General features: G+C 41.1%; 7 protein-coding genes. All 7 read left to right on the top strand.

The window, feature by feature from the left end; genetic code table 11:
• Positions 1-2,240 (top strand): thiosulfate reductase PhsA (phsA, locus tag Q0296_RS03495; RefSeq protein WP_298036576.1); only part of this gene is annotated, 2,240 nt, incomplete at its 5' end.
• Between the two features lie 10 nt (positions 2,241-2,250).
• A complete protein-coding gene (locus Q0296_RS03490; protein WP_298036574.1) occupies positions 2,251-2,814 on the top strand; it encodes a 4Fe-4S dicluster domain-containing protein in 564 nt (187 codons plus the stop codon).
• Positions 2,807-3,742 (top strand): NrfD/PsrC family molybdoenzyme membrane anchor subunit, encoded by a 936-nt coding sequence (nrfD, locus tag Q0296_RS03485; protein ID WP_298036571.1) that lies wholly within the window; start codon positions 2,807-2,809, stop codon positions 3,740-3,742. The genes Q0296_RS03490 and nrfD overlap by 8 nt, the downstream gene beginning before the upstream one ends.
• 90 nt (positions 3,743-3,832) lie before the next feature.
• Positions 3,833-4,501, top strand: a complete 669-nt coding sequence (locus tag Q0296_RS03480) for a response regulator transcription factor (protein ID WP_298036568.1) — start codon at positions 3,833-3,835, stop codon at positions 4,499-4,501.
• Complete coding sequence (locus Q0296_RS03475; protein ID WP_298036565.1) at positions 4,485-5,591, top strand: HAMP domain-containing sensor histidine kinase; 1,107 nt, start codon at positions 4,485-4,487, stop codon at positions 5,589-5,591. Before Q0296_RS03480 ends, Q0296_RS03475 begins: the two co-directional genes overlap by 17 nt.
• 49 nt (positions 5,592-5,640) lie before the next feature.
• The gene (ruvB, locus tag Q0296_RS03470; protein WP_298036562.1) at positions 5,641-6,651 is read left to right on the top strand and encodes a Holliday junction branch migration DNA helicase RuvB; all 1,011 of its coding nucleotides are present in this window, start codon (positions 5,641-5,643) and stop codon (positions 6,649-6,651) included.
• Positions 6,652-7,070: 419 nt separating this feature from the next.
• Complete coding sequence (locus Q0296_RS03465) at positions 7,071-7,754, top strand: hypothetical protein (RefSeq protein ID WP_298036559.1); 684 nt, start codon at positions 7,071-7,073, stop codon at positions 7,752-7,754.
• Positions 7,755-7,905 lie beyond the last annotated feature (151 nt).

Below are 7,905 nucleotides of genomic sequence, written 5' to 3'. Positions count from 1 at the left end.
GTGCAGGAGTTAGCGCAGCTGCATCATCTCTATCAGGTGGTGCTTTGCAAGGTGCTGCAAATGAAGGCGAAAAGCACGTTCATAGCTTTTGTGAGATGTGCTCTTCAAGGTGTCCTATCGAGGCAAAAGTCGTTGATGGCAAAGTTCGCTTTTTAAGTGGCAATCCAAAAGCTGGTGGCACAGCAACCTCTCTTTGTGCAAGGGGCGGTTCAGGTCTTAGTCAGCTTTATGATGCAAACAGGATCAAAAAACCTTTAATCAGAGCCGGCGAAAGAGGCGAGAACAAGTGGCGCGAAGTTAGCTGGGACGAGGCGCTTGATTATGTTGCAACAAAAATGCAAGAGATCAAACAAAAATATGGCCCTGAAAGCTTTGTATTTACCTGTAAAAGCTCTCAGACCCATAAGCTAATGGTAAATTTTGCCTCAGCTTACGGTTCACCAAACTGCTTTTCACACTTTTCAAGCTGCCCGATAACCTATCAAATGGTTTGCGAGCAGATGTATGGCATAGCTAAGCTAAAAAGAGACTTTGCAAACGCAAAATACGTTGTAAATTTTGGTCACAACCTATTTGAAGGTATCGTTATAGCTGACGCTAAAAAGCTTGCTAAATTTGCAGCCAGCAAGGATACAAAGCTACTTGTGCTTGAGCCAAGATTTAGCGTTGTAGCTTCAAAGGCCGATGAGTGGCTACCAGTTAAACCTGGCACTGATCTAGCATTTGTGCTAGCACTCATCAATACTTGGATACAAAATGGCACTTATGATAAAGAATTTATTGAGAAATTTACAATCGGCTTTGATGAGATCGTAAAAAGTGTCGAGGGTAAAACACCTGAGTGGCAAGAGAGCATCACTGGCATAAAAGCAAGTGATGTCAGACGCATCGCTGATGAAATTTATAAAGCTGCTCCAAGAGTTATTTTTGATTTTGGACATAATAACACCACGACAAGAGCTGAATACATGAGGACAAAAGCCATCATGGTTGCAAATGCTATGATGGGCAACTGGGAGGTCAAAGGTGGTCTTTTTGGTGGCAAAAATGCTAAAACCTTTAACAAGCTAGTTGGTGAGGATAAATTTCCAGTTCTTAAAAACCCAGATGATAAATTTAAAGTGCCAAAAGTTACCAGACTAGACTTCGCAGGCGACGCTGGAGTGCATAAATTTGTAAGCAGAAAACACGGCGTTTTAATGGATATCAATGAAGCGATCTTAAGCTCTAAACCATACGAGATAAAGGGCTGGTTCAATATAAGATTTAACCACCTTATAAACGTGGCTGGAACGATGAAGAGTATCGAGGCTATGAAAAAGCTTGATCTTATCGTAGTAAGTGACGTTTATCTAAATGATATGGCGACATTTGCGGACGTTATCTTGCCTGAGAGCAGCTACCTAGAGCGCGACGAAGGTATCGAGGATAAGTCAGGTCTAAAACCAGCTTACATGATAAGAAATAAGGTAGTTGATCCAGTTGGCGATACAAAAGATGGGGCATTTATCTTTAGAGAGCTAGCACGCCGCTTGAAGGTAGACGAGCTTTATACATGGAATGATATGCGTGAGTTTAGAATGCAACAAGCTGGCGGAGATGCAAATTTACTTGCTGCGCTAGAAAAAGATGGCTATATCACATGGGATGAGCCGGGCATTTTATTTAGAGAAAAAGGCATGATCGAGAAATTTGTAGCTAAATATCCAAACGCAACTAAATTTGTTGGTGAAAATGGCCTGATGGACGATATGGCGAAGCTTAAAACAAAGAGCGGCAAGATAGAGTTATTCTTACCGGATGTTGAAGAGCAGTTTGCAGGATATGGTGCACTAAATGACAAAGATATGGATACTTTTGATGGACACGATCTATGCCTAACTTGCGGCAAGACACCTATCCATACTAACGGCCACACACAAGCTGTTCCTTATCTAAATGACCTTATGAGTGATAGTCCGATCTGGATACATCCAAATACAGCGAAAAAGAAAAATTTAAAAGATGGCGACACAGTCCTTGTCAAAAACAAATTTGGCGAGCAAAAAGGTCATCTAATGCTAACAGAGGGCATCAGAGAGGATACACTCTTTGTTTACCACGGCTTTGGACACATCACCCCAGGCCTAAAAACTATCAACCACGTTGGCTTAAATACAAGCGTGCTTCTTGACCCAGCAGAGGGCCCAGTAGCTGCAACTATGGTCACAAACGTTGGCGTTAGCATAAGTAAAGCGTAAGGATTAGAAAATGAAAAAATATATGATGATACATGATGAAAATTTATGCATAGGCTGCCAAGGCTGTTCGGTAGCATGTAGAAGTGCAAACAAAGTACCAATGGGCGTTTACCGCTTGCAAGTACATGCGAAGATGAGCGGAACTTTTCCAAAGCTAAAGACCGACTTCTTACGCCAAAGCTGCGTTATGTGTGAAGATGCGCCTTGTGTTGAGGTTTGCCCAACTGGAGCTAGCTTTAAGACAAAAGACGGCGTGACTTTAGTTGATCACAAGACTTGCGTTAGCTGCAAATACTGCATCCTAGCCTGTCCATACGATGCACGTTTTGTGTTGCCTGATGGTGAGATAGGTAAATGTACATTCTGCTACGAGAGCAGACTAGAAGAGGGCAAAGACCCTGCATGTGTGAGCGTATGCCCTACAAATGCACTAACTTTTGGCGATATCAACGATGAGAATTCTAAAGTATCAAAACTACTAAAAGAGTCAAAATACTACTTGCCAAAAGAGGAGTTAAAGACAAAACCTCTACTTGCAATGATCGCAAACACAAAAGGAGCACACAATGAATAGCATGTCAGGAAGTCTAGCTCAGTACACTGAAATTTACTGGGGCTGGCCAATAGCATTTTATCTATTTTTAGCAGGACTTAGTGCAGGTGCTAGTATCGTTGCAGTGCTTTTAGCTGGCAAATACGGCAAAGATAACCACTACTTCAAAGCAGCCGCTCTTATCGCTCCAGTGGCGATCATCTTTGGTCTTGCGCTTTTGGTAGTTGACCTTGGTAAACCGCTAAGCTTTTACTGGATATTGTTGCTTTACAACTTCGACTCAGTTATGTCAATAGGTGTTGCGCTGCTTCTAGTTTATACTCCGCTAAGCGTTATCTACGCAGTTGGTGCATTTAAAAATGAGATCGCCGCACTTAAAATTTCTATCTGCGACGTGGTTGCAAATATAGCTGAAAAACTTTCAGGTTTAATAGGAATTTTACTTTTCATCCTTGGCATTGGCGTTGGTGCATATACAGGCTTCTTGCTAAGCGCAGCTCATAAGATAGCACTTTGGAACACACCAGTTCTACCAGTATTATTCTTAGTCTCTGGTTTAAGCTGTGCTGGCGCATTTACGCTACTAATCGGCGTGCTAAAAGACAAAGAAAAAAAGCATAACGATGCTGCACACTATTTATTAAAATTTGACTTTTTTGCGATAATAGTTGAGTTTTTACTTGTAGTTGCTCTTTTTGTGCTTGTTTCAAATGCAAGTGCAAGCGGCGCAAACACAGTTGCAAACGCATTAAGCGCAAATTCTCTTGGCTTGATGTTTTATGTAGGTGTTATTGGTTTTGGTATGGCGTTGCCTATCATTTTAGACTTAAGCGTTTTAAAAGCGCATGATTTCAAACGTGAGATCGCAGTTCTAAACGCTATTTTTGTTATCTGCGGCGTCTTTTTATTAAGATGTTACATAGTTTACGCAGGTCAAATTTTTATTTAATACTTAAAAAAGAATTTTAATTTGGAATTTACCTATTAAGTATTACAATAGATACAATTCTTATTAAAGTTTGTTTTTTAGGAGAGCATTTTGAAGATTTTGCTTTTAGAAGATGATTTAGGGTTTCAAGAGAGCGTCTGCGAATTTTTGCAGACGCTAGGTTATGAGGTTTGTGCGGTTAGTGATGGACAAGAGGCTTGTGATCTGATAGAAAAAAATTTCTATCACCTTTTTATACTTGACATAAAAGTGCCTGGTGTAAATGGACACGAGGTCATCAAGTATATAAGAAGTCTAAATCCAAGCGCTCCTATCATGATAACAACATCTCTAGTCGATATAGACGATATGGCGATCGGATACGAGCTTGGCTGTAACGAATATCTAAAAAAGCCGTTTGAGCTTGCTGAGCTTAAATTTAGAGTTGCTGAGCTTATGCGAAAATACTATGGCACCGACGATAAGAACATAGTTAAGATAAACAAAGAGTTTAGCTTTAATCTAAACAAGCGTGTGCTACTAAAAAACGGCAAAATGGTTGATCTTAGTGCAAAAGAGGTCGCTTTGGTCGAGTGCTTGGTCTCGCACCTAAATTCTTACGTCAGTATGGAGGAGCTTAGAGATCTTGTCTGGAACGACAAAGATATCGAGGGCGCTGATATAAGAATGCACGTTTTAAAGATAAGAAATAAGACAAATAATAACTTTATCATCTCAAAGAGGCGCATAGGCTACAAGATAGATGCACAAGAGCTTTAAGATACAGATCATAGCGACATTTGTCATAATGTCGCTTTTTTGCTTTCAAAGCTTTGTGATCTTAAATTTAAGCCAAAAAGATAGCAGCTCAAAAGCCCTTTTTGGTGCTATGAGGCATGAAACCATCATCAAAAACTCGTTTCTAAAAAACGAAAATATAGCTAGCTCATTAAAATATAAATTTGCTATCTACGACGTAAATTTTAAACCAGTCATCTCAACTCTCGTCAAAGAGCCAAGCAGCTTTAAATTTGTAACTCTAGAAGAGGGCGGGTATCTTTTTTACAAGAGCTTTTTTATAAAAGATAAGACCCCTTATTACATAGTCGTTGAAAAGGAGCTTGATAACAAAAAGAACATCTTTTTAACGGCTCTTATGCTGCTTGTTATCCTTGTGGCGGTGCTTTTTATCGTATATTTTTTATATCTAAGCAGCGTTAAGCCTTACAAAGAGTTTCAAAAGTATATGAACAACTTCTTTAACGACGCCATGCACGAGCTAAAGACGCCCCTTGGCGTAGCTGGCATGAACCTTGAGATGCTTGGACTTGAAAACAAGTATATAACCCGCATCAAAAACGCCCTAAAACAGATGCAGATAACCTACGAAGATGTCGAGTATTTCATAAAGCGTGGCTACATCAAATTTCCACTTGAGAGGCTAAATTTAGGCGAGTATGTTAAAGAGCGAGTGAAATTTCTCTCAAGCGTGGCTGATGTCAAGAGCATCGAGATAAAGACAAATTTAGCAAGTGAGGCATTTACTATGCTAAGCAAGGTCGAAGCTCAACGTATCATCGACAACACCATCACAAACGCCATAAAATACAGCCCAAAAGAGAGCGAGATAATAGTAAATTTAGAGCTTGAAGCAGAGCGCATAAAGCTTAGCGTGCAGGACTTTGGCAAGGGGATAAAGGACGTCAAAAGGGTCTGGAAAAGATACGTCAGAGAGGATGAAATTCAAGGTGGCTTTGGTCTTGGGCTAAATATCGTCAGTGAAATTTGCCAAAAACACGACATCATATACGGCGTTGATAGCGTTTATGGCGAGGGCAGCACCTTTTACTACAAATTTAAACGAGCTTAGATTAAGCATAAAAGCGTAAAATGAAGCCTTAAATTTAGAAGGAAAAACTTTGGATAGAATCGTTGAAATCGAAAAAGTAAGCTTTGAAAACGACTTTGAAGTCTCGCTAAGACCGACAAAATTTGAAGACTACATCGGCCAAGAAAAGATAAAACAAAATTTAGACATCTTTATAAAAGCAGCCAAAAAACGAAATGAGTGCCTAGATCACGTGCTATTTTACGGCCCTCCAGGACTTGGTAAAACCACCCTTGCTCACATCATCGCAAACGAAATGGGCGTAAGTATCAAGATGACCGCAGCGCCGATGATAGAAAAGAGCGGCGACTTGGCGGCGATCCTTACAAATTTACAAGAGGGCGACGTGCTTTTTATCGACGAGATCCACCGCCTAAGCCCAGCTATCGAAGAGGTGCTTTACCCTGCGATGGAGGACTTTAGGCTAGACATCATCATAGGCTCAGGGCCTGCAGCTCAGACTATCAAGATAGACTTGCCAAAATTTACGCTTATTGGCGCAACGACACGTGCGGGCATGATCTCAGCGCCTTTAAGAGACCGCTTTGGGATGGACTTTAGGCTGCAGTTTTACACAAGTAGCGAGCTAAGCCGTATCGTGCAAATAGCCTCTGCCAAACTTGGCAAAGAGTGCGACAAAAACGCCTCGCTTGAGATCGCCAAACGCTCACGTGCCACGCCTAGGATCGCTCTTAGACTGCTAAAGCGTATCCGCGACTTTGCCGAGGTAAATGACGAGCTAGTTATCAGCCACGAACGCGCAAAAGAGGGGCTAAACGCTCTTGGTGTAAATTCGCTTGGATTTGATGAGATGGATATTAGGTATTTGGAGATTTTAATGCAAGCAAGGCGCCGTCCTATGGGGCTTAGCACGATCGCAGCGGCACTTAGTGAGGACGAGGGCACGGTCGAGGACGTCATCGAGCCATATCTGCTTGCAAATGGCTTTATCGAGCGCACCGCAAAGGGCAGGATCGCAAGTGCGAAGTGTTTTGAGACCTTTAACGTCAAGATCGATATCGAAAAAGGGTTTTTTGAGTAGAAAAATTTAAATTTGGAGAAAAAAGGGGCGAGCCACATCTTTGTCCTAAGTGCAAGCAAAGGACGATTTACTTTGACGGGATCTGCTACTGTTGCAGGCAAAAAGAGAAGCTGGAGTTTTATGAGGGCTTAAGCGAAGACGAGATCAAAAAGAGGCAGAAAAATATCCTTGCGCACATTGACGAGCTAGATAAATTTGATGAAATTTACAGCGACCTCACATATATTTTTTATCTACACGGCATTTGCGATGAGCAGATCATTAATGAGCTTACAAAAAACGGCGAGTACTACCCACCTGAAATTTACAAAAAGGCTTCAACAAAGATCAGAGATGAGCTTATAAGCAGGCTTTCAAGCGAAGAAAATATAGTCAAACTAAATCACATCCTATCAGCACTTGCATGGCAGGGCGATGAGGTGGTGAGAGAGCTATTTTTTAGGCTTTATGGTGCGCCAAAGCCTTGGAAGACGAAGCTTTATGCCGACACTGACGCATACTCGCAGAGCGCTGGCTGGAGCTTTGATAGCAGTGGCAATAGAAGAAGCCTTGTTTTTGATAAGTGTTTTGTTTGCGAGCCAAGCAAAAATGCAGACGCAAGCGTTAAATTTAAAGCAGCAAATGATGAAAAGTGTAAATTTTGTAGTGGCGAGATAGTTGAGTTTAGCATCAAAAAGGAGAGCCTAAAGCGATTTGGGCTAGAACTTAAAAATGACGCTGTGCTTAAATTTTGTCCGACCTGCGTGGGCTTTGTGCAGTACTTTTGCCAAAATGACGGAAAAAGCGTGCAAACAGAAGTGGTAGGCGAGGGCGAGAGCGAAGACTATGTAAGAGAGGCTGTGGCAACGCTTGACGGGCAAAAATTTGAGCTAGCAAACGAGGTCTGTATGCATTATGCGGCTATGATCGATGGTGAAATTTTGCTTGGTGGATATCCGCAGTGGGTGCAAGATGCGGAGTATCTAGCCTGTCCAAAATGCGGTAAAACGATGAAATATCTAGCGCAAATTCCTTTTGGTGCTTTGATAGACGGCGAGGGTACTATCTATATGCAAATTTGCGATGAGTGCGAGGTCGTCGGAGCAAATTTTCAGTGCACGTAAGAGAAAATTTATAGAATTTAAATAAAAAAGGGTTTTAATTTCCATGTTTTTTGACTGCTTCTATTGGAAATAAATTAACAAAAATTTTTAATAAAAAATACCAAGAAAAATAATACTGTGATACAATAAAAGAACAACATAGTGTTAAAAG

The sequence above is a fragment of the uncultured Campylobacter sp. genome (assembly GCF_937890585.1).
Lineage (GTDB): Bacteria > Campylobacterota > Campylobacteria > Campylobacterales > Campylobacteraceae > Campylobacter_A.
Note: the sequence above shows the minus strand (reverse complement) of the source record. Positions and strands in the feature narration are given on the sequence as shown.

Bases quoted from the DNA above. Each gene is read 5' to 3' on its own strand.
- Q0296_RS03490 (WP_298036574.1), top strand. From the start codon at position 2,251: ATGAAAAAATATATGATGATACATGATGAAAATTTATGCATAGGCTGC.
- nrfD (WP_298036571.1), top strand. From the start codon at position 2,807: ATGAATAGCATGTCAGGAAGTCTAGCTCAGTACACTGAAATTTACTGG.
- Q0296_RS03475 (WP_298036565.1), top strand. From the start codon at position 4,485: ATGCACAAGAGCTTTAAGATACAGATCATAGCGACATTTGTCATAATG.